We start from the raw sequence: 24,527 nt of genomic DNA, 5'->3' as shown, positions 1-24,527 counted from the left end.
GAACCCTGTATTGCCCACCGCGGTTACTCGGCCGTAACGTGCCGGTGCGGTGCTCGGTGCCAGGTCGGCGACCCCCGCCGGCCGAGCCGTGGCGGATGCCCTCCGGCCGCCGGCCCGCCCGTCCGCGCCGAGGCACGGACGGACGGAGCGAGGTTGTCTGCGGAGTGACAAACGCCGGGCCGGCGGCGGGGGTTGGGGAACCGCACCCGATGCCGGCGTGGTGCGCACCGACGTGAGCCGCGCACCCGAGAACACGGAACCGACCTGAGTCCGCTGGAGGTGATATGGGCGTCGAAGTGGTGGTCGAGGGCCTGACCAAGTCCTTCGGTAAGCAGAGCATCTGGCGGGACGTGACACTCACACTTCCGGCCGGAGAAGTAAGCGTCATGCTGGGGCCGTCCGGCACCGGGAAGACCGTCTTCCTGAAGTCGCTCGTCGGGCTGCTCAAACCCGAGAAAGGCCGGGTGCTCATCAATGGAGTGGACATGGTGAACAGCCCCGAGCGGGAAATCTACGAGACCCGTAAGTTATTCGGGCTCATGTTCCAGGACGGGGCCCTGTTCGGATCCATGTCGCTGTTCGACAATATTGCCTTCCCGTTGCGCGAGCACACCCGCAAGAAGGAGTCCGAGATCCGCCGCATCGTCATGGAGCGGATCGAGATCGTCGGACTGCTGGGCGCGGAGGGCAAACTGCCGGGGGAGATCAGCGGAGGCATGCGCAAACGGGCCGGACTGGCCCGCGCGCTCGTACTGGACCCGCAGATCATCCTCTGCGACGAGCCGGACTCCGGCCTCGATCCGGTCCGCACCGCCTACCTCTCCCAGCTGCTGATCGACCTGAACGCGCAGCTCGACGCGACGATGCTGATCGTCACCCACAACCTCGACATCGCCGCCACCGTGCCCGACAACATGGGGATGCTCTTCCGGCGCGAACTCGTCACCTTCGGCCCGCGCGAGGTGCTGCTCACCAGCGAGGAACCGGTGGTCGCCCAGTTCCTCGACGGCCGGCGCGAAGGCCCCATCGGGATGTCGGAGGAGAAGGACGCGGCCACCCTCGCGGCCGAGGCGAGCACCGCCCGCGCCGCCGAGCCCCGCAGGATCGTTCCGCAGCTGGAGCCGTCGCCCGGACTGCCGCACCGCCGCGCCGTCACCCGGCGGCGTGAACGGGTCCTGCGCATGATCGACCAACTGCCCTCCGCCGCCCGCACCGCCATCCTGCGGACCTACGCGGACAGCGCCGCGGCACCCACCCGGCCGATCCCCGCCGCCGGGAGCGGCGCATGATCAGCGGCGCGCTGCGGCAGACCGGGCGGCTCTTCGCGCTCGCCGTCGAGGTCGGCCGCGCCATCTTCCGGCGGCCCTTCCAGTTCCGCGAGTTCATCGAGCAGTTCTGGTTCGTCGCCGGGGTCACCATCCTGCCCGCCGCCCTCGTCTCCATCCCCTTCGGCGCGGTCATCGCGCTCCAGGTCGGCTCGCTCACCCGGCAACTGGGCGCCCAGTCCTTCACCGGGGGCGCCAGTGTGCTCGCCGTCGTCCAGCAGGCCAGCCCGCTCATCGTCGCCCTGCTGATCGCCGGCGCCGGCGGCTCCGCCATCTGCGCCGACCTGGGCTCCCGCAAGATCCGCGAAGAGCTGGACGCCATGGAGGTCATGGGCGTCTCGCCCGTGCAGCGCCTGGTCGTGCCCCGGGTGCTGGCCACCATGGGCGTGGCGGTCCTGCTCAACGGCCTGGTCTCCGTCGTCGGCACGCTCGGCGGCTACTTCTTCAACGTGATCATGCAGGACGGCACCCCCGCCGCCTACCTGTCCAGCTTCTCCTCCCTCGCCCAGCCGGCCGACCTGTACGTCAGCGAACTCAAGGCCCTGGTCTTCGGGTTCATCGCGGGCATCGTCGCCGCCTACCGGGGGCTGAACCCGCGCGGAGGTCCCAAGGGGGTCGGCGACGCCGTCAACCAGTCCGTCGTCATCACCTTCCTCCTGCTCTTCTTCGTCAACATGGTGATGACGGTCCTGTACCTCCGGATCGTCCCGCCGAAGGGGGGCTGACCCGCGATGGCCTCCCCGCTCGCCTGGCTCGACCGCTCCGGCGACCACCTGCTCTTCTACACCCGGGCCCTGCTGTGGATCCCGCGCGCCCTGCGCCGCTACCTCAAGGAGGTCCAGCGCCTCCTCGCCGAGGTCGCCTTCGGCACCGGGGGGCTCGGCGTCATCGGCGGCACCATCGGCGTGATGATCGCGATGACCCTGTTCACCGGGACCGTCGTCGGACTCCAGGGATACGCGGCCCTCGAACAGATCGGCACCGCCGCGTTCACCGGATTCGTCTCCGCCTACTTCAACACCCGCGAGATCGCCCCCCTCGTCGCCGGACTCGCCCTCTCCGCCACCGTCGGCGCCGGTTTCACCGCGCAGCTCGGCGCCATGCGCATCAACGAGGAGGTCGACGCCCTCGAGGGCATGGGCATCCGCTCCATGCCCTACCTCGTCACCACCCGCGTCATCGCCGGGGTCGTCGCCATCATCCCCCTCTACGCGATCGGCCTGCTCTCCTCCTACGTGGCCTCCCGCCTGGTGACCGTCCTGTTCAACGGCCAGTCCCGGGGCACGTACGACCACTACTTCGCCCTGTTCCTCTCCCCGACGGACGTGCTCCTGTCCGTGCTGAAGGTGCTGATCTTCAGCGTGATGGTGATCCTCGCCCACTGCTACTACGGCTACCGCGCCGCCGGCGGCCCGGCCGGCGTCGGCGTCGCCGTGGGCCGGTCCGTGCGCAACGCCATCGTGCTGATCAGCGTCACCGACTTCTTCCTCTCGCTCGCCCTGTGGGGCGCGACCACGACCGTGAAGGTGGCGGGGTGAGATGAGCCGACCACGAGGCGACACGCTGCGCCGCCGCTCCGCCGGGGTGGTGTTCCTGCTGGTGCCCGCCCTGCTGATCTGGCTGGCCGTCGCCGTCTACGACAAGAAGTTCACCGCCTCCGCCCCGGTGGTCGTCGAGACCGGCAGCGTCGGCAACGAGATGCACCTGGGCGCCGAGGTCAAACTGCGCGGCGTCGTCGTCGGCGAGGTCCGCGCCATCCACGCCACCGGCGACGGCGCCCGGCTCACCCTCGCCATGAAGCCCGGCGCCCTCGACCGGGTACCGTCCGACGTGCGCGCGCAGATGCTGCCGACCACGCTGTTCGGCGAACGGTACATCGCGCTCGTCCCGCCCGCGCGCCCCTCGCCACGGCCGCTGGCCGCCGGGGCCGTCATCCCGCAGGACCGCTCCGCGAACGCCGTGGAACTCCAGCAGGTCCTCGACAACGTGCTGCCGCTGCTCACCGCGGTCCAGCCGCAGAAGCTCTCCGCCACCCTCTCCGCCGTCTCCCAGGCCCTGGAGGGCCGCGGCGACCGGCTCGGCTCCACCCTCACCCGGCTCGACGCGCACCTGCGCCGGTTCAACCCCCAGCTGCCCACGCTCAACCGCGACCTCAAGGAACTGGTGAAGGTCAGCCATGTCTACGCGGACGCCGCCCCCGACATCCTCGCCGCGCTCACCGACTTCACCACCACCAGCGGCACCCTCGCCGAGCAGGAGGCCGAACTCGCCGGCACCTTCGGCGCCACGACCCGGACGGCCGAGGACATGACCGCCTTCCTCCAGCAGAACGCGGACAACGTGATCCGGCTCAGCGCCGCGAGCCGGCCCACCCTGGAACTGCTCGCCGAGTACTCCCCGTCCTTCCCCTGTACGCTGCGCACCCTCGCCGAGTTCGTGCCCGCGATGGACAAGGCGCTCGGCAAGGGCACCGACCGGCCCGGCATCCACGTCGACGTCACCGCCGTGCCCTCGCGCGGCGCCTACCGCCCCGGCCGCGACACCCCGGTCTACGACGCCGGGGGCGGCCCCCGCTGCCACCCCGTGCCCTACCTGGGCACCGCGGCGGAACCCGCCCTCACGGCGTACCCGGGAACCGGTGCCGGGCTCGGCCCGGCCAACACCCCGCAGGAGAACGGCCTCCTCACCGAACTGCTGGCCCCCGCCACCGGCCGGCCTCCCGGCGAACTGCCCGACTGGAGCAGCCTGCTGGCCGGCCCCGCCTACCGCGGCACGGAGGTGACCCTCGGATGAGTGCCCCGGACCACGCCCACACCCGGCGGCGCTCCCTGGCCGGGCCGCTGCTGAAGTCGCTCGCCTTCGTGGTGGTGACCGGCCTCGCCACCGCCGTGCTCGGCCTCAGCGTCGCCGACACCGGCATCGGCGGCGACACCACCACGTACCGGGCGCTGTTCACCGACGTCACCGGCCTGGACGAGGGCGCGAGCGTGCGGATCTCCGGGGTGAAGGTCGGTGAGGTGACCGATGTGCGGGTCGTCCACCGCCGCACCGCACAGGTCACCTTCACCGTCCGCGAGGACCGCCGGCTGCCGCGGTCGGCCACCGCCGCCGTGAAGTACCTCAACATGGTCGGCCAGCGCTACGTGGCCCTCGACCGGGGCAGCGGCGACCTCACCGGCACCCTCCGGCCGGGCGACACCATCCCGCTGGAGCGCACCACCCCCGCCCTGGACCTGACCCTGCTCTTCAACGGGTTCAAGCCGCTGTTCGAAGGACTCTCCCCGAAGGACGTCAACGAACTCGCCGGTTCCATCGTCCAGGTACTGCAGGGAGAGGGCGCCACCGTCGACAGCCTGATCCGTCACGTCGGCTCGCTCAGCACCACCGTCGCCGCCAAGGACAAGGTGATCGGCGAGGTGGTCGATAACCTCGGCACCGTCCTGCGGACCCTCAACGAACGCGAGGCCGGCTTCGACGACCTGGTCGCCACCCTGCGGTCCCTCGTCACCGGCTTCAACGACGACCGCAAACCCCTCGGCGAGGCCGTCCAGGCCATGGGCGAGCTGACCACCGTCACCGCCGGGCTCCTCCAGGACGGCCGCGCGCCCCTGAAGAAGGACATCCGCGAACTGGGCCGGCTGTCGACCGGCCTGGCCGGACACACCCCGCAGATCCAGGACTTCCTCGACCGCAGCCCCGCCAAGATGTCCGCCCTGGCCCGGCTCTCCTCCTACGGATCCTGGTTCAACCTCTACCTGTGCGAGGCCCGGGTGAGCAACGTGACCACCTCCGACGGCTCGAAGGCGCCGACCGGTATCGCGCTCACCGAATCGAGGTGCCGCGGATGAGACGCTTCGCACGGCGCGGCGGCACCGGCCGCCCGGGCACGGCCCGGCGCCCCCGCTTCAAGCCGGTCAGGGAGCGGGACCCCCGTGCCGTGGGCGTCGTCGGACTGCTCGTCCTCGCCCTGCTCGCCCTCCTCGTCCTGCGGCTGGACCGGCTGCCGTTCGGCGGCGGCACCACCTACAGCGCCGACTTCACGGAGGCGGCCGGACTGGACGAGGGCGACGAGGTGCGCGTCGCCGGCGTGAAGGTCGGGGAGGTCACCGGAGTCGCCCTCGACGGCCCCAAGGTCAAGGTCAGCTTCGAGGTCGAGGACGCCTGGATCGGCGACCGGACGACGGCGGCCATCGCCATCAAGACCGTCCTCGGCGACAAGTACCTGGCGCTCGACCCGCTCGGCGCCGCCCGCCAGGACCCCGGCAGCCGCATCCCGCTGTCCCGCACCACCTCCCCGTACGACGTCACCCAGGCGCTCCAGGACCTCGGCGGCACCATCGACGCCCTCGACACCCGGAAACTCGCGGACAGCTTCGAGGCCATCTCCAAGACCTTCGCGAACTCCCCGCCCCATGTGCGCAAAGCCGCCGACGGACTGTCCGCGCTGTCGAGGTCCGTCTCCCGGCGCGACACCGAACTCGCCGAACTCCTGCGCGGCAGCGCCCGGTTCACCCAGACGCTGAAGGACAAGAAGTCCAGTTTCGAGATCCTCCTGCGGGACGGAGGCTCCCTGCTCGGCGAACTGCGCGACCGCCGCGACGCCATCCAGGCACTGCTCGAGGGAAGCCGGGACCTCGGCACCGAACTCGGCGGCCTCGTCAAGGACAACGACCGCCAGCTGGGCCCCACCCTCGAGGTGCTCGGCCGGGTCACCACCGTCCTGGAGAAGAACAGCACCCAGCTCGGCAAGACCCTCGCGCTGGCCGGCCCGTACTACCGCCTCATCGGCAACACCCTCGGCAACGGCCGCTGGTTCGACAGCTATCTGTGCGGCGTCGTCCCCCGCGCCTATCTGCCCGAGACATCCCGGCCCTCGACCGGCTGCATGCCGCCGAAACAGCGCACCACGGCCGAGGGGAAAGGCCAGCGATGAGCACACGCAGAAAAATCCTCGCCTGCGCGCTCGCCCTGACGGTGCTGATCGCCGCCGGGCTCGCCGCCGTACGGGTCCTCGGCTCCGACGGCACCCGCCTCACCGCCTACTTCGACCGCGCCGTCGGCATCTACGCCGGGTCCGACCTGCGGATCCTCGGCGTACGCGTCGGCGAGGTGGAGTCGGTACGGCCCCAGGGCACCACGGTACGGGTCGGCCTCCGGCTCGACGAGGGCGTCAAGGTGCCCGACGGCGCCCGTGCCGTCGTCGTCGCACCGAGCGTCGTCTCCGACCGGTACGTGCAGCTCACCCCCGCCTACCGCGACGGCCCGGCCCTCGCCGACGGCGCCGTCCTGCCCGCCGCCCGCAACCGCACCCCCGTCGAGATAGACCAGCTCTACGACTCGATCACCGAACTCGGCCGGGCGCTCGGCCCGGACGGCGCCAACTCCACCGGCGCGCTGTCCGACCTGCTGCGCACCGGGGCGGCCAACCTCCAGGGCAACGGCGAGGCCATCGGCGACAGCATCGAGCAGTTCGGCAAGGCCGCCAAGACCCTCGACGGCAGCAGCGACGACCTGTTCGACACGCTGAGCCGGCTCCAGGCCTTCACCACCATGCTCAAGGACAAGGACGACGACGTGCGCACCGCCCAGGAACGCCTGGCCGAGGTCGTCGGCTTCTTCGCCGACAACAAGGACGACCTCGCGGGCGCCCTGGACGAACTCGGCACCGCCCTGGGCCAGGTCAAGACCTTCATCGAGGACAACCGGGGCGCGCTGAAGGAGAACGTGGACCGGCTCGTCCCCCTCACCCGGACCCTGGTCGAGCAGCGGGCCTCGCTCGCCGAGGCCCTGGACGTGGCGCCGCTGGCCGCGGGCAACGTCGTGAACGCCTACAACCCCGACACCCGCACCCTCGACGGCCGCGCCAACCTCAACGAGATCAGCCTGGGCGGCCCGCTGCTGCCGCTGTACCCGACGGACGGCATCACGGCATCCGGGAAGGGACAGCGATGAGACTGCGTACCCGGCCCGCCGAACGGGCGGACGCGGAGGTCCGGAGACGGACGCTCACCAAGCCGGGCGCGGCCCGCCTCACCGCCGGCGGACTGCTCGCCCTCGGCCTGGTCCTGGTCCTCGGCGCGGCCACCCTCGGCGTGACGCGCTTCGACGGCATCCAGGAACTGCCGCTGCCCGGCGGCGCCGACCTCGGCGACCACCCGTACACCGTCACGGCGGAACTGAGCGACGTGCTCAGCCTGGTGCCGCAGGCAGCGGTGAAGGTCAACGACGTCGCCGTCGGCCGGGTCACCGGCATCGAACTCGACGGCTGGTCCGCCCGCGTCACGATGAGGATCAACGGCGCGGTACGGCTGCCCGCCGACGCCACCGCACGGGTCGAACAGTCCAGTCTGCTCGGCGAGAAGTACATCCAGCTCGTGGCACCCGCCCGGCGGACCGGCACCGGGAGGCTGGCGGACGGCGCCGTCATCCCGGTCTCCCGCACCAGCCGCGACACCGAGGTCGAGGAGGTGTTCGGCGCGCTGTCCCTGCTGCTCAACGGCGGCGGCGTCAACCAGCTCAAGACCATCACCCGGGAACTGAACAAGGCGCTCGGCGGCCGCGAGGGCGAGGTCCGCTCCGTACTGGAACGGGTCGACACGCTGGTGACCGACCTCGACGACCACCGGGGCGACATCACCGACGCGCTCGACGCCGTCAACCGGCTCTCCGCGACCCTCGCCACCCGCGAGGACGACGTCGCCACCGTCCTCACCGACCTCTCACCCGGCCTCAAGACCCTCGACCGGCAACGCGGCTCGCTGCTGACCATGCTGCGCTCCCTCGACACGCTCTCCGAGGTCGCCGTCGCCACCATCGACGCGAGCAAGGACGACATGATCGCCGACCTCAAAGCCATCGCGCCCACCCTGAAGGCCCTCGCGGACGCCGGCACGGACCTGCCCGACTCGCTCCAGGTGCTGCTCACCTACCCCTTCACCGACGAGGTGCTGCGCGGGGTGAAGGGCGACTACCTCAACGTCTACCTGGACATGACGGCCGCGCCGGGAACGCGGATCATCCCGCCGCTGGTGCCGCAGGGAACACCCTCACCGACGGCGAGCGCGCCACCCGGCACGACGGCCCGCGAAGGCACCGGCAAGCAACGCCGGAGCGCCCCGACGCCCTCCTCGCCACTGCCCCTGCCCGCCGTCTCCACCACTGCCTCCACCCCCGCCGCCACCGGTACCGGCTCCGGGGCGCCCACGCCGGGAGGTGAACTCGGTTGATCACCCGCGCCGTCCGGCTGAAGAACCTCGCCTTCCTCCTCATCGCCGTGCTCGCCTGCTCCTACCTCGGCATCCGCTACGCCGACCTCGGCCGGTACGCCGGCGTCGCCGACTACTACACGGTCGACGTTCTACTGCCGCGGACCGGCGGCCTGTTCACCCACTCCGACGTCACCTACCGGGGCGTCTCCGTGGGCCGCGTCGGTCCGATCGGCCTCACCGCGGACGGTGTCGTGGCCGAACTGCGCATCAAGAAGTCCGCCCCGCGCATACCCGCCGACGCCCGTGCCGTGGTCGCCGGACTCTCCGCCGTCGGCGAGCAGTACATCGACCTGCGCCCGCGCGGCGACGACGGTCCCTACCTCGCCGACGGCGCCCGCATCGAACAGTCCGACACACAGGTGCCCGCACCCGTCACGGACGTACTCGCCGGCATCGACGACCTGACCCGGTCCGTACCACTGGAGGACCTGCGCACCGTCGTGGACGAGTTCGGTAAGACCTTCGAGGGACACGGCGACGATCTGCGGGAACTGCTCGACAGCGGTGACGCCTTCCTGCGGGCCGCCGACCGCGGCCTGCCGTCCACCACCCGGCTCCTCGCCGACGGCGAGACCGTGCTGCGCACCCAGGCCGAAGAGGCCCGTGCCATCCGGGACTTCGCCGTCGGAGCCAAGGAACTGGCCCGCACCCTCAAGGGCTCCGACGCGGATCTGCGCCGCCTCCTCGCCGCCGCGCCCGGCGCCGCCACCCAGGTCAGCGGAGTCCTGCGGGACCTCGACCCGAGCCTCGGCGTCGTCCTCGCCAACCTGCTCACCACCTCCGAGATCGCCGTCACCCGGCAGCACGGCCTGGAGGAACTGCTCGTGAAGTACCCGGCGGCCGTGTCCGCCGGGGCCACCGCCGTCGACGGAGGGAAGCTGAACCTCGGCATGGCCGTCACCTTCTTCAAGCCCCTGCCCTGCACCGCCGGTTACGGCGCCACCCGCTACCGCAACGGGCTCGACCTCGGCACCGCGCCCGCCCTCAACACCGGCGCGGCGTGCACCGCCTCCGCCGCGGACGGCTACAACGTACGCGGCTCGGCGCACGCGCCCAAGGGCGGCCCGGTCCCCGACCCGGCGAGGCCCGGCTCCCTGCCCTCCGGCGGCGCGGCGGCACCGAGCGGCACCGCCACCCCGCTGCCCGGCGCCCTCGCCCTGCCGGGCCAGGACGGGGCGGCGCCGAAGGACATGGCGGACCTCCTCCTGCCCGGCACCGGGAGCACCCGGTGAGGGGGGCCAGGCTTCTCACGGCAGCGGGACTCGTACTGGCGACCGGCTTCTGCGGGACCGGCGCGTGGACGTACGCGCAGGCCCGCACCGACGACGCGGCCGCCTACGGCCGGCAGCGGGACCGGGCGCTCGCCGAGGGCCGCTCGGGCGTCACCGTCCTCACCACGCTGGACGCCTCCACCCGGCAGCGGGCCGAGGCGGGCATCAGGGCCTGGCGCGGCGCCTCGACCGGGCCGCTGCGCGACGCACTGGGGCGTACGGAGCCGAAGGCGGGCGCCTCGGCCCGCGGCACGGTCACCGAGGCCGCCGTCACCGCGCTCGACACCCGCGCCGGCACGGCCAAGCTCATCGCCACCGTCACCGTCGAGGTCACCCCGGCGGGAACCAGGCGGCCGACCACCGACCGCAAGCGCCTGGAGGCCGTCCTGGCCCGCACGGACGCGGGGGAGTGGAAGGTACGGGCCCTGAACGCGGTACCGCTCGTCGGGAACGGGGAGGAGCGCCGATGAGACTCACGCGCCCGCGACGTGCCTCGGCACCGGCCCTCACCCGCCCCGCGACGGCCGACCCCACCGACGATGAGACGACGGCCGGCGCCCCCGTCGAGGAGGCGGCGCGGCCGGAGTCCGGGATGCCGGGGGGCGAGCCGACGGGCTCCGGGGCGGCCGAGGCGCGCGAGGGCGGGCCGGCCGGGCCGCAGGCGGGTGAGGTCCCGGAGTCGGAGAGGCCCGTGGAAGGGGCCGACCGGGCGGAAGGGGGCGGGAGCGATTCCCGTAGGTCACGGGGCGGCCGGCTGCGCGGGGTCGCGGCGGCCGGGATCGTCGCCGTACTCCTGGGCGGCGGATGCGCCTTCCACTACGGCGCCCACCAGCTGAGGTCGACGGAGGCCGCCCGCAACCGCGCGCTCACCGACACCGAGGCCACCGCCCGGGTCGCGGGGGAGATCGACAACGCCCTCGCCCGCGTCTTCTCCTACACACCCGACGGCACCGCCACCGCCGAGCGCTCCGCACGCGCCGTGCTCGACGGCCGGGCGGCCCGCCAGTACCGGGACCTGTTCGCCCGGATCCGCGACGACCTCGCCGGCCAGCGGATCACCCTCAGTACCGAGGCCGTACGCACCGGCGTGATCGAACTCGACGGAGACCGGGCGCGCCTGCTGGTGTTCCTCGACCAGACCTCCCGCCGCGGCAACGGCAAGGCCACCACCGCCGCCGCCCAGCTCACCGTCACGGCCCGGCTGGAGAACGACCGTTGGCGGATCGTCGACATCAAGGCCCGCTGACCGTGCGCGAGAGACGGGAGAACCTCATGCCACGCACCCCGCGTGTCCCCGCCGGAAGACGTCCCCGGCCACTGACCACCCTGTCCCTCGCCCTCGCCCTCTGCGCGGCGGGCTTCGCGGCGTGGGCGGGCGAGGACTGGTACGGAGCGGCCCACGACGACCGGTCCGCGTACGCCGCCGAGCGGGACGAGGCGCTCGCCGCCGGGGAACAGGCCGTGCAGAACCTCAACACCCTCGACCACCGGGACCTGGACCACGGCCTCGACCTGTGGGAGTCGTCCACCACCGGTGAGCTGCGCGAGCAACTGGCCTCGGGACGCAAGCAGTTCGCCGAGCAGGTGAAGGCGGCGAAGACGGTCACCACGGCCCGGGTGCTGTCGGGCGCCGTCACCGAACTCGACGACCGTGCCGGGCGGGCCCGGGTGCTGGTCGCCCTGCGCGTGACCGTCAAGGCGTCCGACGGGGCGAAGACCGAGAAGGACAGCCGGATGTTCGGCGAACTCACCCGCACCAAGAGCCAGTGGCGGCTCAGCGCCCTGGGACAGGCCCCGGTGGGCGGCGCCTCGGCCGGCTGACCGTTCCGTCCGCGCCCGCCGCCCGCACGAGAGGACTCCGCACGATGTCGACGACCCGCCACCACATCAACCGCGAGCGGCGCCGCCAGTCGCGCGACACCCGGCCCGCCGCCGCCCCGGAGCAGCAGAAGCAACCGGGACAGCAGGAGCAACCGGAGCAGCAGAAGCAACTGGGGCAGGCCGAGCAGCCGGCACATCGCCCCCGTACCGTCACGGCCGTACGCCCCCGGTCCGCGCGAACGGCCGTCGGAGCCCCGGACGCGCCACGGGACCGGAAGACGGACGGTTCCACGCCCGCCGCCGGAGAGGCACGGGACCGGACGGCGGACGGCACCCCGCCCGCCGCCGGAGAGGCGCCCCGCCCCCGCACCCACCACCGCACCGCCCTCGCGCTCCTGTGCGCCCTCACCCTCCTCCTCGGCGGCTTCGCCGGGTGGGCGCACGCCAAGGCCGAGGCCCTGCGTGACGATCCCGCGCTGCGCAACACCGCCCTGACCGACCTCGCCCGCACCAGCGAGATCAAGGGACAGGCCGCCAAAGCCGTCGACCGGCTCTTCTCCTACGACCACACCGACCCCGGCGCGCTCCGGAAGGCCGCCGAGGACCTCCTCACCGGGAAGGCCGTCGCCCAGCACCGCGCCCTGCTCGCCGACGTCCGCAAGCGGGCCGACGCACAGAAGGCGGTGATCACCACGACGGTCACCGACAGCGCGGTCGAACGCATCGACGGCGACCGGGCCCGGGTCCTGGTCTACGCCGACCAGAGCAGCGTCAGCACCGCCGGGACCCGCGGGAAACAGGACGAGGGCGTGTACGCGGGAGCGATGCTCGCCGTGGACGTCGTACTCCGCGACGGGCGGTGGCTCGTCTCCGGCATCGACACCTTCGGCCGCTGAGGACGACGCGGACCCCGCGAACCACAACAGGCCACACGACGACAACCAGGGAGTGACACCAGCGATGTCCCCGCGCCGCGTACGACGCCCGCTTCCCGGCCGGACCCGCAAGGGACTGCGGACCACCGCCCTCGTCGTGACGGTCGTGGCCGCCCTCACCGCGTCCCAGGCACCCGGCCTCACGGAGGGGGTGAAGGACGCCCACGCGGCACCGCCGGCCGACGAGGAACACCTGCCGGCCACGGACGCCCCGTACCCCCCGTCCGCCGAACCCGCCCCGCCGGGCGACGGTTCGTACCACACCGAACTGCCGCCCCTGGCCCGCCGGTCCGGCGTGGTCTCCCCGGCAGTCCTGCGCGACACCCGCTCCCAGTCCGGCATCCCGGCCACCGTGCTGCGTGCCTACCGGGCCGCCGAGGCCGCGGTCGGCCGGACCGATCCCGGCTGCCGGCTGCCCTGGGAACTGCTCGCGGCGATCGGCAAGGTCGAGTCCGGTCACGCGGGCGGCGGCGCGGTCGGCCCGGACGGCACCACCACCCGCCGGATCACCGGCCCCGCCCTCGACGGCCGCGGTTTCGCCCTGATCCGGGACACCGACGGCGGGTCCTATGACGGCGACCGGCTCTACGACCGCGCGGTGGGGCCGATGCAGTTCCTGCCCTCCACCTGGGCCCGCTGGGGCACGGACGGCAACGGCGACGGCCGGGCGGACCCGGACAACGTCTTCGACGCGGCCCTGGCGGCCGGACACTACCTGTGCGCGGGCGACCGCGACCTGGGCCGGAGCGCGGACCGGGCCGAAGCGATCCTCGGCTACAACCACTCGCGGCTCTACCTCGAACTGGTCGGGCGCTGGCTGGAGTTCTACAGCGGGGGAGTACACGCCGTACCGGACGGCACGGGTGTGCCGCCGCGCAGCCCCGGCGCGGGCGGCGACACCCCGGCGGTCGAGCCCGCCGACGGCGCGGACGACCGCCCTCACGGTGGCGGCGCGGGGGACGGTGACGGGGACATCATCGTCGGCCCGGACCCGACCCCACCGGCCCGTCCCGGGCCGTCCCCCTCCGCTCCCTCGCCGGCCCCTGCCCCGACCTCCGCCTCCCCGGCCCCGAGCCCCTCCGCCCCGACGACGCCCCCGGCGAGCCCGGAGCCCTCCCGTTCGCCCGGGCAGCCGACGGGCGGCCCGTCACCGTCCACCTCACCGGACCCGACGGCCGAGCCGAGCCCGTCGCCCACCGGGCCGAAGGACTGCGCCCCGGAATCCGCCACCCCGTCCCCCGCCCCCAGCCCCTCCCCGAGCCCGGCGCCGTGCCCCACCGCCGTCACCGGGTGAGGAGGGGACGCCGAGAGGGTGTACGCCTGACCGGTCCCGCGGGGACGTGAACGTCGCGTCAGGTACCCGACGCGTGCGAAGGGTTCCCACGAGCAAGCCCCCGGCAGGTGCCGACCGCCGGGGGCTCGCCGTCGAGTGCGGCCCGCTCGTCAGCGTTCGAGGAGGGCGATGCGGATGGCCCGTTCGACGTGGAGGGCCGTGTTGGCGTGGCCGTCCGCGTTGGGGTGGACCAGGGTGACACGCTTCTGGATGACAGCGCAGTTCAGCAGCGTGCCGGGGAGCTTGGCGGGCCAGTAGTCCTCGGCGTCGCCGCAGATCCCCTCGATCCACTTGGTGCCCGCGGGCTGGCAGGCGTCGTGGCCCACGCTGGAGGAGTAGACGTCGACGTAACGGTCGCCGAAGAACGACGTGACCCGCTGGATCGTGTTGTTCAGCGGCTTGAGGACCTCGTCACGGAGCCAGTCGATGTCGGCGTGCTTGATCGAGCCGAGCTCGGTGAGGGAGAGGCGGTTGCAGTCACTGCCCTGGTCCGGCAGGACGGCCGGATAGCCGACGGTGATCACCTTGGCGTCGGGTGCGGCCTGGTGCACCTTGGCCAGCATTCCGACGTACTCGTCCTGGACCCTGGCGAGCTTGTCCTGGATGCTCTCCTCCCCCTCGGGAGGACTGGTGTAGTACTCGCGGCAGGTCTTGCCGAGCGTCGCGCCCAGTTCGAGGCATTTGAGGAGCATGCCGCCGAACGGCAGGCTGTTGCCGCCGACGCCGATGGTGACGACGTCGGTGCCGTCGTTGAGCTTCGCCCGCCGGATCTGCGGGTCCACCGCGGTCCAGCCACCGGCGGGGGGCTGGACCGGGCTGATCGGCGTCTGCTTGGCGTCGGCGATGTCGGCGATGGTGGCGTTGCCGCAGCTGACGTTGGTCAGGTGCACGAGCTTGCCCGGTGGGAATTCGTCCAGCTCCCGCTCGACCACGCCGGGATAGGCGTCGCTGGTGCGGTCACAGCCGTCCCGCGACGCACTGCCGAGCGGAGGCAGCGGATCCCCGACGAATCCGCCGGCGGTGTACGAGTCGCCCAGCGCGGCCCACTGGTACTCGTCAGCCGCACCGGCGGAATTCGCGGGCACAAGCGCGGACATCGCCAGCGCCAGCCCCACGGCCAGCGCCCCCGCTCGCAGGCGGGAGACAGGGTGCCGCACGACCCTCCCCGGACGGGCCGGCAGGGCCATCGAGGTGAGGGCCGCCAGTCGGGCCATGGACGTCGATCGCATCCGTGGTCTCCATTCACTCAAGGTAGCGATGTGACTACAGGGTCGAAGCTAGGCGAGGGTGTGTGATCACTGGACGGATGCGCCGGGTAAACCACCCGGGCGTGTGCTTGGATTCCTCAGGTCTGACCTGGAGGAGGGGCCCGCGTGGAAGACAACTCGCAGTACGACGACGACCTCTGGGACGACTTCGAGGAAGAGTGGTTCGAACCGCCTCGGATCACGTACCAGGAGGCCGTCGAACGTCTTCAGCGCCTCGCGGGCCGACGCACCGACGTGGTCGTCGAGTGGGACGGCAAGCAGAAGTGGGACGGCCGGCGCTGGCGCGACGACGCACGGATCGTCTTCACCGGCGCCGGCGGCCCGCGCATACGCCTGAGGTCGGCTGCGCAGCTCCACCTCATGGAACGCCTCGTCGGCTCAGGAGTCCCGCTGCCCGAGCGCCACGCCGTCTGGTACCCGCAGAGCGGAGTGATCACCGCGCGCCTCATCGGCGACTTCGACCAGTTCCACAGCGCTCTGGTACGCGGCCTCCTCCCGCGACAGCGGCGAGCCGCCGACCTCGACGGCCCTCTCGGCGCCGACCTGGCCGGCCTGCTCGCCTCGACGGGGGCGTTTCGCGTGAGCGAGGAGGCGGACGGCTCCGGCCGGTCGCTGCGGCTGGTCTCCGTCCCGCCCGAACTGTCCCTGCTGTACAACACGCGCGACGGGTCAGGCCTCTCGCCGAGTCTGGAACTGTCGGGCGTGACGGCCCCGGACGCGGCCGAGGCGCAGAAGGCGCTGGTCGCGTACGGCACTTCGTATCTCTTCGGCCTCGCCAAGGCGCAAGGAGCCTCGCTGCGCCTCTGGGACAGCGGATACCGCCTCGGGAGCCGGAGGGGGCCCTCCTACTCCACCAAACTCCGTTTCCCCCAGCGGCAGTACGACCCGGAGACCGCCGAACTGTACGGCGCCGGCAACGCCGCGGGGCGTCACCCGGTCGAGCGATGGCTGAAGTACTACCAGGTGCTCGAGTTCTACATGCCGAAGGCCGTCACCCGGGAGATGACCCGGCAGGGAGTCGTCAAACAGGAACAGGCGCAGTCCCCGTACGCGCGTCCGCGGAAGACCCGCAGCCTGGGGAGCGAGCAGAACCAGCTCGACGCCGTGATCGACCTGGCGGTGACCCAGGCGGAGGTCGCCGGACTCCTGCGTGACCGGGACCTGTTCACGACACTGAGCGACTCCGCGGTCATCCGGCACGTCGAGACGCTCGCGGACGACGGCTCCGGCGCACCGCTGCCCGGCAGCGACTACCGCGCGGCCATCTCCTCACGGGTGTACGGCATCCGGAACAGGATCGTGCACATGAAGGAGGGCGGCGGAAAGAGGGGTACGCCCCTGCTGGGCCTGCACAGCCGGGAGGCACGGGACCTGGCCGCCGACCTCAGGCTGGTCCGCTACCTGGCCGAAAAGGCCATGGAACACTGGTCGACGGCCCTGCCGTAGACCTCCGTGCCGGGAGCGGGCAGCGGGGAATCGAGATGCCGCTCGGTGGCTCCCCGGCCGGGAGGGCGGACGGGGCCCGGGAACGAGGGGGCGTGCCGCACGTCGTCGTAGGTGGTGATCGCGCGATCGGTTCCGGGGTACGGGACTTCTCAACGTTCCGCCAGGGGAAGGGGGCGTCACCTCGTGACCATGCCCGCACGCCGCATACGACCGCGCACCGGCCGCCGGTCGTTCGACCTACGCTCGACCGCCCTGTTCTTCGTGCTGCTCGCCCTGCTCCTGTGTGTCCTCGGCTTCGCCGTCCGTACGCTGGCCGGGACCGCCGAGCGGCGCCCCGCCTGGGTGGCCGTGCTGTGCCTGGCGGGTCTCGCCGCCGTCCTGGCGTGGGGCCGCCGACGGCACCGCCTCTTCGGCGCCCGGCCCGCCCGGCGGGCCGCCGCCGCACTGGAGGAGGGCGTGCACACGGCACTGGAGGAGTGGGAAGCGCCCGTGGCGGCCGCCCCCTCCGTCGGCGACCACCACGTCGCCGATCCCGCCGGGTACGACTGCGCGGACGACTACGACGCCCTGGACGCCGACGAGTTCGAGCGGGCCGTGGCCGTGCTGTGCGAACGGGACGGCTGCACCGGAGTCGAAGTCGTCGGCGGGGCCGGTGACTTGGGCGCCGACGTGCTGGCCGTGGCGCCGGACGGGCGGCGGGTGGTCATCCAGTGCAAGCGCTACGGCGACGGGCACCGGGTCGGCTCGCAGGACCTCCAGCGCTTCGGCGGCACCTGCTACACCGTGCACGAGGCCGATGTCGCGGTCCTCGTCACCACCAGCGACTTCACCGCTCCGGCGGTCGAGTACGCGGAACAGTGCGGGATCGTGTGTGTCGGCCGGCCGGCCCTGCGGGCGTGGCACGACGGCACCGGGCCGGCACCTTGGCTGCTCGGTCCTGATACTCGGTCCTGATACTGGGGTATGGCATTCGTCTTCTTCATGACGCTCCCCGGACTGGTCGTCGTGCTGACCCTGCTGGCCTTCGCCGACCAGGTGCTGCTGCGCGCGGGCCGGGCCGGAGTCCTGCCGTGGCGCAACAGCGCGCGGCAGGGCCAGATAGCGGCGACCGGATTCGAGCAGCTGCACGCGAGCCTGTCGCCCGGCAAGCGGCACGAGCTGAGGGAACGGCAGACGGCGCTGGTCATCCCGGACGACGAGGACGACGGGGCACCGCCGAACAGGACCACGCTGGACCTGGACGGGGGAACCGTGGTGGTCCGGATGCCCCGGCGCGGCCGGTAGGGGACGCGACCGCCGCCGCCACGGACCCTTCCCGCGTACGAGGGAGGGGTCCGTGGCGGGGGAGCCGGGAACGGCGGTCCGGCTCCCCCCGGGCGTGCGGGTGGTCAGCCGGTCGTCAGGGTGGCGTCGTCGACGACGAAGCTGGTCTGGAGGCCGGAGTCCTCGGTGGCCGTGAACGTCAGCGTGATCTGCTGGCCGGCGTACTGGCCGAGGTCCAGGGTGCGTTCGGTGTACCCGGTGGCCGCGTCGGCGTTGGAGTAGGTCTGCCTGGCGGTCCCGTTCACCTTGACCTGGAAGGTGTCGTACACCGTGGTGCCCGACTCGGCGGTGTCGATGTGCAGCCAGTACCTCAGGGTCGCCTTCGAGCAGCCCGCCGGGACGGTCACCGTCTGGCCGATGCTGTCGGTGGCGGCGTAGCCGTACCCCGCCAGCCAGGCGTACCGGGACCCGGAGTGCGCGGACTGGCCGCTGAACGTGCCGATCGCGCCGGTGTCACCCGTCCACGGCGACGTACCGCTCTCGAAGCCGCCGTTGGAGATCACCTGGGTCGGCGTGCAGCCGCCGGCGCCCTTGACGGTCAGCGTGTACGACGCGCTGTGCGTGGCGGTTCCGGTGCCGGTGAAGGTGAGCGGGTAGGTGCCCGGCGCCACGGAGGAGCCGACGGAGACCGTCGCCGTGGACGAGGCACCCGAGGTCACCGAGGCCGGGCTGAAGGAGACCGTGACGCCCGCCGGGGCACCCGAGGCGGACAGGTTCACCGTCTGCGCCGAGCCGCTGGTGGTGGCCGTGGACACGGTGGTGGTCAGCGAGGTCCCCGGGTCGGCGCTGCCGGCGGCCGGGTTCACCGAGACCGAGAAGTCGTTCGCCGGGGCGCTGTCCGACACCGCCTGCTTCCACAGCGTGTAGGCGACACCGTCCGCGCTGCGGTTCAGCCCGGTGGCGTTGATGTTGCTGGTGGTGTCGCACGCGGAGTGGTAGCAGCCGTCGTACGCGGCGCCCGCCGTGCCGCCCCACTTGGCGGCCTGCGCCGAGGTCTTGCGGGCGCTCGCGCCCATCGCGTAACCGGAGGTCGGGATGCCGTAGTTCTCGAAGGAGTAGTCGTCGGAGCGGCCCGCGCCCTCGGTGTTCTCCTCGGGCTGGAGGTTCAGCGAGTCCCAGTACGCCTTCATCGGAGCGGCGGCGGCCGAGGTGATGTGGTTGATGAAGTAGCCGCCGTTGGGCGAGGCGACCATGTCGAAGTTGTAGTACGCCTTGATCGCCGAGCGCTGGGCGGAGGTCAGCGAACGGACGTAGAAGTCCGAGCCGTTCAGGCCCTGCTCCTCGTCCGTCCACCAGCCGAAGCGGACGCGCGCCGCCATCGCGGGGTCGGTCTGGGCGAGTTTCAGCGCGACCTCCAGGAGGGTGGCGCTGCCGGAGCCGTTGTCGTTGATGCCGGGGCCGGCGGAGACACCGTCCAGGTGGGAGCCGAACATGTACACCTTGGACGCGTCGCCGCGGGGCCACTCGGCGATCAGGTTGGGGCCGGCGCCGCTGGTGCAGCCGGAGGTGCAGGCCTGCTCGGTGACGGTGTAGCCGGCCGCCTGGAGCTTGCCCTTCACATAGGCGACCGAGTCGCGGTAACCCTGCCCGGTGGAGCGGCGGTTGCCGCCGTTGCGGGTGGCTATGGAGTTCAGCTCGGTGAGGTGCGCCTGCACCCTGGTGACGTCGATGTCGGGCGCGGCGGCGGCCAGGGCGGGGGAGTGGGCCGCCGTGGGGAGGTGGCCCGCGGGGGCCGCCTCGGCGCTCGCGGGCAGCAGGGTGAGGCCCGCGGCGGCCGTGGCCAGCGCCAGGCCCGCCAGGGACAGTCTTCGTGGTCGTAGCACCATGTCTCCTTGTGGGGTGGAGGAAACGTCGGGCGTGCGGCGGACTCGGGTGAGCCGCGCCACGACACCCTGAAGAGCATGCGCATGCCAAGCCCTCGGCAAGCATGGGCGTGCGGGACCGGCCGGATCAGTGGCTCCCGCCCGTCCTCCCGGCAGACGCCGGCACGGATGCCGTACGGGCGCGCCGGGGCCCCGAGGAACCGGGCGGGCGGCCACGAGGTTAACGGCCCCGCCCACCTCGCGCCCCCGGCCGAAACCGGCGCGTCCGCACCCGGCCAGATCCGCCGCCCCGCGTCCGGGTCCGGATGACGGCTCTGGTCTCCGGTGCGAGCCGCCCGTATCGTGCGCGCATGCGTGCGCGGGAGAACCCTTCGCGGGGTCGGCGGCCGACGGACTCCGAGGCGAAGGAGGCCTATCTGGCCATGAGGGAACGGATCGGGACATCGGACGCGCGGCATGCCACCGAGCGGGAGGAACTGCGCGGACTGCCCGCCGAGGTGACCCGGTGGCTGGCGGAGCGGCGGCTCCTGGACCCGAGCGGGGAGCGGCTCAGCCCCCCGGAGCGCGCCCTGCGGCACGTCGTCTCCGAGCACCGGCGCCGCCTGCGGGAGACGGTCGACGGACTCGCCCGGGACGCCCGGGCCCTGGACGACGTACTGTCCCTGCTGACGGTCCCGCGGCCCGGCACCCGGGAGACCGTGGAGACGGAGTTCTTCACCGACCGCGAGCGCACCCGGCAGCGGCTGGAGGAACTCGACGCGCTGAGCCGGGAGGAGTTTCTGGCGATGCGCAACACCTTCCCCGGGGCACGGGTCCTGGACGCCAGCCTCGCGCGGGACCTGGAGATGGCGGCCGACGGCATCCGTATGCGCCTGCTGACCTCTCAGCAGGCGCTGCGCTCGCCCGCGCCGGCCCGCTATCTGGCCGCGCTGGCCGGGGCCGGGGTCGAGGTGCGGGTCGCGGCGACGGTGCCGCTGCACATGAACATCATGGACCGCGCGGTCGTCGTGATCGGGGTGGGGGCCGGTCCGCGGGGCGAGGGCGGTGACGTCATCCTGCACAGCGGGCCCGTGGCGCAGTGCTTCGCCCGGGTCTTCCTCCACGCCTGGGACCTGGCCCGGCCCCACACCGAACGGCCCGCCGGGACGGATCGCCCCGGGCCGGATGGTTCCGGGCCGGATCGCCCCGGATCGGATCGTTCCGGGCCCGAACTGTCCGTGCTGGAACGCGAGGTGCTGGCGCTGCTGGCCACCGGCGCCAAGGACGACACCATCGCCCGGCGGCTGGACTGCTCGGACCGCACCCTGCGCCGCGTGATGCACCAGATCATGGCGAAACTCGGCACCTCCAGCCGCTTCGAGGCGGGAGTGACCGCGGCCCGACTCGGCCTGGTGGACTGAAACCGGCGGCGTCGCGGGCGGACACCCCGGACAGCGGGACGGGACCGGCGCCGGCCGCCGTGCGGTGCGGGGTGGTCCCGGAGGCGTCCGGGGCCACCCCTGAGGTGTGTCGGGTCGTCGGGACGTATGTCCCTTTCGGGTTTTCCGATCCCTTTCGGTCAGGGGGCCACGGCGCGGCCCGTCTGGGGGGAGATACGGCCGGCGCACAGGCCCTTGCTCGCCAGGGTCTGGGCGATGCGCGGGATGGCGGCGAGGGTGTTGGCCGGCCACTCGTGCATCAGGATGATCTGGCCGTTGCCCAGCCGGGAGACGGCCTGCACGATCGCGTCGGTGCTCGCGCCGTTCCAGTCCTGCGAGTCGACGTCCCAGATGATCTGCCGCAGGCCGTACTTGGCCTCCACCGCCTGGACGGTGGCGTTGGTCTCCCCGTACGGCGGGCGGAACAGCTGCGGTGTGCCGCCGCCGGCCGCCGCGATCGCCTGCTGGGTGCGGGAGATCTCGGAGTCGATCTGGGCCTGGCCGAGCTGGGCCAGGTGCGGGTGGGTGTAGCTGTGGTTGCCGACCCACATGCCGGCGCTCACCTCGGCCCGCACCTGGGCCGGGTAGGCGGCGGCGAACTGGCCCTCGTTGAACATCGTGGCCCGCAGGCCGTTCTGCCTGAGCGCGTTGAGCAGAGCCGGGGTGTGGTCGTTGGACGGGCCGTCGTCGAAGGTGAGTCCGACGTAGCCGTTGCAGGCGGCGGCCTGCGCCGGAGTGGCCTGGGCGGCGGCGGTGACGGTGCCGGCCACGGCCGTCACGGCGACGGCCAGTGCGGTCAGCAGGGAGCGGGGTGCGGCGCGCATGCGGGTGGGTCCTCCTCGGGTCGTGCGGGACCGCGGGCGGGGATGAGCGGACGGAGGGGAGGGGGGAGGGGAAGGGAGGCCGGCCGGCCGCTCGATCGGTCAACCGGTGAGCCGGTCAGGCGGCCGGCCGGTCGGCCGTCGGGCCGCTCAGCCGCTCACCGTGATGTTGGAGTAGCCGCTGCTCTGGTAGCCCTCGGTGGCGAGGATCATGTAGTACTTGAAGCTGCCCATGGGCATGCCGACGCGGGACCAGGCGTCGAAGTGGTTGCCGGTGGTGATGGTGCCGCCGGTCCGCTTGGACTGCCGGACGCTCCAGTACTGGTTGAAGGTCTTGGTGCCTTCCACGGAGGGGGCGTTGTACCGCGTCGTCTGGTAGATGTCGTACGTCCCGCCGTCGCTGGTGACCGTGCCCTTGTACGTGCCGGTGGGCCGGTAGGTGCCCCAGTTGTCGACGATGTAGTACTCCACCAGCGGGTTCGACGTCCATCCGTACAGGGCCAGGTAGCCGTTGCCGGACGGGCTGAAGCTGCCCGAGTAGTTCACGGTCCTGCGTCCGCCGGTGCTCCAGCCCTTGCCCGCGACGAAGTTGCCGCAGTTCGTCCACGAAGTGCTGTAGTTGCCGCCGGAGTTGAGGGTCATCGAGACCGCGCCGCCGCCGTCGGTCCAGAACGAGTAGTAGAAGCCGTTGTTGGTGCCGGTCTGGTTGGTGGTGATGACGGTGGCGGCGTCGGCGGTGCCGGGCAGCAGCAGCCCGGAGGCGGTGGTGGCCGCCGCGAGGGCGCCGGCGCGGCCGATGAAACCCCTGCGGCTCATCGGGCGGGAGAGGGCCTTGTCCATGTCCATGCTTCCTCCTGGTGGGGGTGGATGAGCACCAAGCCCGGGGCGGGCACGGCCGTGCGGGTGCCGGGCGCAGGGGTGGTAGGGCCGGCGGGGAATGGCATGTACGCGCCATACGCCAGGACGGGGCCGTTCCTGCCGGGGGGCGGGCTCGATTGCTGGAGAGTATGCGGCCGGGCCGAAACGGCGGTCAATCCGTCTGTTTCCGAAACTTCATCGAAACAAGGCGGGCGGAGAGGGGGGATAGCGTCGAAAGTTTCATCTGTGCTGGTGTGGCGGGGGTCGGCTTTGGCTGTCCGGACGGTTGACGGGGTAGAAGCGGGTGTTTAGCGTGACGCAACGCTCGACACCTGATTCGAAACTTTCGACTGTTCTCAGGAGTGTTCGTGAACCTGCCCCGCATCACCGCGGCCGCCGCCGCGGCCTGTTGCCTCGCCCTGCTTCCGCTCACCACCGCGAGCCCCGCGGGCGCGGCGGGCGGCCCCGCCGCGGCGGACCGTCCGCTGCGGCAGCTCGCCGCCGACGACCATCTGCGGATCGGCACCGCCGTCGACATGTCCGCGCTCGCCGACGACGCCGCCTACCGCCGGCTCGCGGGCTCCGAGTTCTCCACCGTCACCGCGGAGAACGTGATGAAGTGGGAGGCGATCGAACCCCGCCAGGGTGAGTACGACTACGCCGCCGCCGACCGGCTCGTCGACTTCGCGCAGCGGCACGGTCAGAAGGTGCGCGGCCACGTCCTGGTCTGGCACAGCCAGTTGCCGTCCTGGCTGACCTCCGGCGACTTCACCGCCGACCAGCTGCGGGAGATCCTGCACCGCCACATCACCGACACCGTCCGGCACTTCAAGGGCCGGGCCTGGCAATGGGACGTGGTGAACGAGGCGTTCAACGAGGACGGCACCCTGCGCGACAGCATCTGGCTGCGCAAGCTCGGGCCCGGCTACATCGCCGACGCCTTCCGCTGGGCCCACGAGGCCGACCCGCACGCCCTGCTGTTCTACAACGACTACAACACCGAGTGGACGGGCCCGAAGAGCGACGCCGTGTACGACCTGGTGAGCCGTCTGCGGGCCGAGGGCGTGCCCATCGACGGCGTCGGCTTCCAGGGGCACCTCGGCATCCAGTACGGCCTGCCCACCGACATGGCGGCCAACTTCGCCCGCTTCGACAAGCTCGGCCTGGCGACCGCCGTGACGGAGGCGGACGTCCGCATGGAGATGCCGGCCGACGACACCAAGCTGGCCACCCAGGCCGAGGGCTACCGGCGCCTGCTCGACGCCTGTCTGCGCGCCCGGCACTGCATCTCGTTCACCGTCTGGGGCTTCACCGACAAGTACTCCTGGGTGCCCGACACGTTCCCCGGCGAGGGCGCGGCCAACCTGTTCGACGAGAACTACCGCGCCAAGCCCGCGTACCGCACCCTCCAGGCCGAACTGACGGGCCGCGCACGGCCGCGGGCCGCGGAGTGAGGGAGCGCACCGCCCGCTGACGGGACCGAACCCACCGGGGCCGGCGACCACCGGCCCCGGTGGGCACTCGTGACCACCGGTTATGGAATGACCGGTACAGATCGCACCCGGGCCGTCGTGCGCGCACCCGGGCCGTCGTGCGCGCACCCGGGCCGTCGTGCGC

General features: G+C 72.5%; 22 protein-coding genes and 1 pseudogene. 19 read left to right on the top strand and 4 right to left on the bottom strand.

Annotation, left to right across the window (positions count from 1 at the left end; translation table 11 throughout):
• Positions 1-284: 284 nt before the first annotated feature.
• The 14 genes from IE251_RS22235 to IE251_RS22170 all read left to right on the top strand — a co-directional run bounded on the left by IE251_RS22235 (position 285) and on the right by IE251_RS22170 (position 13,914).
• Positions 285-1,289: an ABC transporter ATP-binding protein gene (locus IE251_RS22235; protein ID WP_189754755.1), complete on the top strand. Its 1,005-nt coding sequence runs from the start codon at positions 285-287 to the stop codon at positions 1,287-1,289.
• On the top strand, positions 1,286-2,050 hold the full coding sequence (locus tag IE251_RS22230; RefSeq protein ID WP_189754754.1) for an MlaE family ABC transporter permease: 765 nt from the start codon (positions 1,286-1,288) through the stop codon (positions 2,048-2,050). Before IE251_RS22235 ends, IE251_RS22230 begins: the two co-directional genes overlap by 4 nt.
• A 6-nt stretch (positions 2,051-2,056) precedes the next feature.
• On the top strand, positions 2,057-2,863 hold the full coding sequence (locus IE251_RS22225; protein ID WP_189754753.1) for an MlaE family ABC transporter permease: 807 nt from the start codon (positions 2,057-2,059) through the stop codon (positions 2,861-2,863).
• A gap of 1 nt (position 2,864) precedes the next feature.
• Complete coding sequence (locus tag IE251_RS22220) at positions 2,865-4,118, top strand: MCE family protein (protein ID WP_189754752.1); 1,254 nt, start codon at positions 2,865-2,867, stop codon at positions 4,116-4,118.
• A complete protein-coding gene (locus IE251_RS22215) occupies positions 4,115-5,173 on the top strand; it encodes an MCE family protein (protein WP_189754751.1) in 1,059 nt (352 codons plus the stop codon). Before IE251_RS22220 ends, IE251_RS22215 begins: the two co-directional genes overlap by 4 nt.
• Positions 5,170-6,258, top strand: coding sequence for an MCE family protein (locus IE251_RS22210; protein WP_189754750.1), 1,089 nt, complete (start codon positions 5,170-5,172; stop codon positions 6,256-6,258). Before IE251_RS22215 ends, IE251_RS22210 begins: the two co-directional genes overlap by 4 nt.
• On the top strand, positions 6,255-7,277 hold the full coding sequence (locus IE251_RS22205; protein ID WP_189754749.1) for an MCE family protein: 1,023 nt from the start codon (positions 6,255-6,257) through the stop codon (positions 7,275-7,277). The genes IE251_RS22210 and IE251_RS22205 overlap by 4 nt, the downstream gene beginning before the upstream one ends.
• Positions 7,274-8,551 (top strand): MCE family protein, encoded by a 1,278-nt coding sequence (locus IE251_RS22200; protein WP_189754748.1) that lies wholly within the window; start codon positions 7,274-7,276, stop codon positions 8,549-8,551. The genes IE251_RS22205 and IE251_RS22200 overlap by 4 nt, the downstream gene beginning before the upstream one ends.
• Positions 8,548-9,825, top strand: a complete 1,278-nt coding sequence (locus tag IE251_RS22195; RefSeq protein WP_189754747.1) for an MCE family protein — start codon at positions 8,548-8,550, stop codon at positions 9,823-9,825. The genes IE251_RS22200 and IE251_RS22195 overlap by 4 nt, the downstream gene beginning before the upstream one ends.
• Complete coding sequence (locus tag IE251_RS22190; RefSeq protein ID WP_189754746.1) at positions 9,822-10,334, top strand: hypothetical protein; 513 nt, start codon at positions 9,822-9,824, stop codon at positions 10,332-10,334. Before IE251_RS22195 ends, IE251_RS22190 begins: the two co-directional genes overlap by 4 nt.
• Positions 10,331-11,110, top strand: a complete 780-nt coding sequence (locus IE251_RS22185; RefSeq protein WP_229896886.1) for a hypothetical protein — start codon at positions 10,331-10,333, stop codon at positions 11,108-11,110. Before IE251_RS22190 ends, IE251_RS22185 begins: the two co-directional genes overlap by 4 nt.
• A gap of 26 nt (positions 11,111-11,136) precedes the next feature.
• Positions 11,137-11,685 carry an Rv1363c family protein gene (locus IE251_RS22180; RefSeq protein WP_189754745.1) on the top strand — a complete coding sequence of 183 codons (549 nt, stop codon included), beginning with the start codon at positions 11,137-11,139 and terminating at the stop codon, positions 11,683-11,685.
• Between the two features lie 44 nt (positions 11,686-11,729).
• The gene (locus IE251_RS22175) at positions 11,730-12,581 is read left to right on the top strand and encodes a hypothetical protein (protein WP_189754744.1); all 852 of its coding nucleotides are present in this window, start codon (positions 11,730-11,732) and stop codon (positions 12,579-12,581) included.
• A 64-nt stretch (positions 12,582-12,645) separates the two neighbouring features.
• A complete protein-coding gene (locus IE251_RS22170; protein ID WP_189754743.1) occupies positions 12,646-13,914 on the top strand; it encodes a lytic transglycosylase domain-containing protein in 1,269 nt (422 codons plus the stop codon).
• A gap of 149 nt (positions 13,915-14,063) precedes the next feature.
• On the opposite strand, the gene IE251_RS22165 is transcribed toward IE251_RS22170, so the two are convergent.
• Positions 14,064-15,182 (bottom strand): SGNH/GDSL hydrolase family protein, encoded by a 1,119-nt coding sequence (locus IE251_RS22165; RefSeq protein WP_229896885.1) that lies wholly within the window; start codon positions 15,180-15,182, stop codon positions 14,064-14,066.
• Positions 15,183-15,326: 144 nt separating this feature from the next.
• Between IE251_RS22165 and IE251_RS22160 the strand changes: the two genes are divergently transcribed.
• The 3 genes from IE251_RS22160 (at position 15,327) to IE251_RS22150 (ending at position 17,951) form a co-directional block, all read left to right on the top strand.
• Positions 15,327-16,667 (top strand): hypothetical protein, encoded by a 1,341-nt coding sequence (locus tag IE251_RS22160; protein ID WP_189754742.1) that lies wholly within the window; start codon positions 15,327-15,329, stop codon positions 16,665-16,667.
• A gap of 183 nt (positions 16,668-16,850) precedes the next feature.
• A complete protein-coding gene (locus tag IE251_RS22155; RefSeq protein WP_373302037.1) occupies positions 16,851-17,621 on the top strand; it encodes a restriction endonuclease in 771 nt (256 codons plus the stop codon).
• Positions 17,622-17,630: 9 nt separating this feature from the next.
• On the top strand, positions 17,631-17,951 hold the full coding sequence (locus IE251_RS22150; protein ID WP_189754741.1) for a DUF6191 domain-containing protein: 321 nt from the start codon (positions 17,631-17,633) through the stop codon (positions 17,949-17,951).
• Between the two features lie 104 nt (positions 17,952-18,055).
• Here IE251_RS22150 and IE251_RS22145 read toward each other — a convergent pair whose 3' ends face one another.
• Positions 18,056-19,816, bottom strand: a complete 1,761-nt coding sequence (locus IE251_RS22145; protein WP_189754740.1) for a M28 family peptidase — start codon at positions 19,814-19,816, stop codon at positions 18,056-18,058.
• A gap of 419 nt (positions 19,817-20,235) precedes the next feature.
• On the opposite strand from IE251_RS22145, the gene IE251_RS22140 reads away from it, so the two are divergent.
• Positions 20,236-21,213, top strand: a complete 978-nt coding sequence (locus tag IE251_RS22140) for a helix-turn-helix transcriptional regulator (RefSeq protein WP_189754739.1) — start codon at positions 20,236-20,238, stop codon at positions 21,211-21,213.
• Positions 21,214-21,374: 161 nt separating this feature from the next.
• On the opposite strand, the pseudogene IE251_RS22135 reads toward IE251_RS22140, so the two are convergent.
• Positions 21,375-22,055 (bottom strand): annotated as a pseudogene (locus tag IE251_RS22135) (polysaccharide deacetylase family protein); the annotation flags it as partial.
• A 147-nt stretch (positions 22,056-22,202) separates the two neighbouring features.
• Positions 22,203-22,898, bottom strand: a complete 696-nt coding sequence (xynA, locus tag IE251_RS22130) for an endo-1,4-beta-xylanase XynA (RefSeq protein WP_189754737.1) — start codon at positions 22,896-22,898, stop codon at positions 22,203-22,205.
• A gap of 380 nt (positions 22,899-23,278) precedes the next feature.
• Here xynA and IE251_RS22125 point away from each other — a divergent pair, with 380 nt between their 5' ends.
• Positions 23,279-24,364, top strand: coding sequence for an endo-1,4-beta-xylanase (locus tag IE251_RS22125; protein WP_189754736.1), 1,086 nt, complete (start codon positions 23,279-23,281; stop codon positions 24,362-24,364).
• The last annotated feature ends 163 nt before the right edge of the window (positions 24,365-24,527 follow it).

This window comes from Streptomyces eurythermus, from assembly GCF_014649115.1.
Lineage (GTDB): Bacteria > Actinomycetota > Actinomycetes > Streptomycetales > Streptomycetaceae > Streptomyces > Streptomyces eurythermus.
This window is presented reverse-complemented; position numbering and strand designations above follow the sequence as displayed.

Coding starts and splice junctions, on each gene's coding strand:
- IE251_RS22235 (WP_189754755.1), top strand. CDS start 285: ATGGGCGTCGAAGTGGTGGTCGAGGGCCTGACCAAGTCCTTCGGTAAG.
- IE251_RS22230 (WP_189754754.1), top strand. CDS start 1,286: ATGATCAGCGGCGCGCTGCGGCAGACCGGGCGGCTCTTCGCGCTCGCC.
- IE251_RS22225 (WP_189754753.1), top strand. CDS start 2,057: ATGGCCTCCCCGCTCGCCTGGCTCGACCGCTCCGGCGACCACCTGCTC.
- IE251_RS22220 (WP_189754752.1), top strand. CDS start 2,865: ATGAGCCGACCACGAGGCGACACGCTGCGCCGCCGCTCCGCCGGGGTG.
- IE251_RS22215 (WP_189754751.1), top strand. CDS start 4,115: ATGAGTGCCCCGGACCACGCCCACACCCGGCGGCGCTCCCTGGCCGGG.
- IE251_RS22210 (WP_189754750.1), top strand. CDS start 5,170: ATGAGACGCTTCGCACGGCGCGGCGGCACCGGCCGCCCGGGCACGGCC.
- IE251_RS22205 (WP_189754749.1), top strand. CDS start 6,255: ATGAGCACACGCAGAAAAATCCTCGCCTGCGCGCTCGCCCTGACGGTG.
- IE251_RS22200 (WP_189754748.1), top strand. CDS start 7,274: ATGAGACTGCGTACCCGGCCCGCCGAACGGGCGGACGCGGAGGTCCGG.
- IE251_RS22185 (WP_229896886.1), top strand. CDS start 10,331: ATGAGACTCACGCGCCCGCGACGTGCCTCGGCACCGGCCCTCACCCGC.
- IE251_RS22180 (WP_189754745.1), top strand. CDS start 11,137: ATGCCACGCACCCCGCGTGTCCCCGCCGGAAGACGTCCCCGGCCACTG.
- IE251_RS22175 (WP_189754744.1), top strand. CDS start 11,730: ATGTCGACGACCCGCCACCACATCAACCGCGAGCGGCGCCGCCAGTCG.
- IE251_RS22170 (WP_189754743.1), top strand. CDS start 12,646: ATGTCCCCGCGCCGCGTACGACGCCCGCTTCCCGGCCGGACCCGCAAG.
- IE251_RS22165 (WP_229896885.1), bottom strand. CDS start 15,182: ATGCGATCGACGTCCATGGCCCGACTGGCGGCCCTCACCTCGATGGCC.
- IE251_RS22150 (WP_189754741.1), top strand. CDS start 17,631: ATGGCATTCGTCTTCTTCATGACGCTCCCCGGACTGGTCGTCGTGCTG.
- IE251_RS22145 (WP_189754740.1), bottom strand. CDS start 19,816: ATGGTGCTACGACCACGAAGACTGTCCCTGGCGGGCCTGGCGCTGGCC.
- IE251_RS22140 (WP_189754739.1), top strand. CDS start 20,236: ATGAGGGAACGGATCGGGACATCGGACGCGCGGCATGCCACCGAGCGG.
- xynA (WP_189754737.1), bottom strand. CDS start 22,898: ATGGACATGGACAAGGCCCTCTCCCGCCCGATGAGCCGCAGGGGTTTC.